Source organism: Candidatus Nitrosotalea sp. FS (assembly GCF_011319475.1).
In the GTDB taxonomy this organism is placed as follows: domain Archaea; phylum Thermoproteota; class Nitrososphaeria; order Nitrososphaerales; family Nitrosopumilaceae; genus Nitrosotalea.
On record NZ_RCMC01000297.1, the window covers coordinates 1 to 980 of the forward strand.

At 38.0% G+C, this 980-nt stretch carries 1 protein-coding gene; it reads right to left on the reverse strand.

What is annotated here, in order from left to right:
- Positions 1–52: 52 nt before the first annotated feature.
- On the reverse strand, positions 53–859 hold the full coding sequence (trpA, locus tag DYY66_RS12165; RefSeq protein ID WP_166289860.1) for a tryptophan synthase subunit alpha: 807 nt from the start codon (positions 857–859) through the stop codon (positions 53–55).
- Positions 860–980: the final 121 nt, after the last annotated feature.

Here is a 980-nt window from a genome sequence, read left to right on the forward strand (position 1 = left end):
TTTTGTAGATTCTGTCTGCATATCCATGATGGATTTGAGATCCTTTTATTTCTTATTCTGTGATTGTGGCTTTTTTTAGACTGGTTGTAAACTGGCCAATCTCATATTCGATCTTTTCTGAAGGCGTACTTTCCATGAGCCTCAAAAATGCACTACCTACAATTATTGCATCTGCACCAGATTTTATTATGAATCTTACCTGATCTGGATTGCTTACGCCAAAGCCAACCCCTAAAGGAATTTTTCCATGCAATATTTTTTTGGCATTTTTAATTGCATGGACTGTATAGTTTTGGAACTGTTGTTGTCCACCAGTGGTTCCAAACACTGACACTAGATACAAAAAGCCTGATGATGCGCTAGAGATTTTTTTGATCCTCTCTGATGAGGTGTTCGGAGATATCAAAAATATTACATCCATCTTGTTTTTCTTGGAAGCCTGTAGAAAGTCCTTTGATTCGTTAATTGACATGTCTGGCAGAATCAATCCGTCAATTCCTGCGCGTTTTACCGTTGATATGAACTTCTCATAACCATGGCTGTACAAGATATTGGTATATGTCATCAAGACAAGCGGAATGTCAGTCTCATTACGAATCTTTTTCACCAGGGTAAGAAACTTGTCAAAATTCATTCCCTTTTGTAATGCATGAAAACCTGCATTCTGAATTACAGATCCGTCTGCTAATGGGTCTGAAAATGGCATCCCGAGTTCTATGATATCTGCACCGCCTTTTACAAGTCCCCTTACTGCAGCAAGTGTATCTTTCTCACTTGGAAATCCTGTCATGATGTATGTTATCAGGGCTTTTTGTTTCTTGGACCTGAGGTCTTGAAATTTATTTTTTATTCTTGACATTTTTACTCAAATATCTCCCAACTTCTTCGNGCCATGACTGTACAAGATATTGGTATATGTCATCAAAACAAGAGGGATATCTGTCTCCTTGCGAATCTTTTTCACCAGGGTAAGAAACTTG

Coding starts and splice junctions, on each gene's coding strand:
- trpA (WP_166289860.1), bottom strand. CDS start 859: ATGTCAAGAATAAAAAATAAATTTCAAGACCTCAGGTCCAAGAAACAA.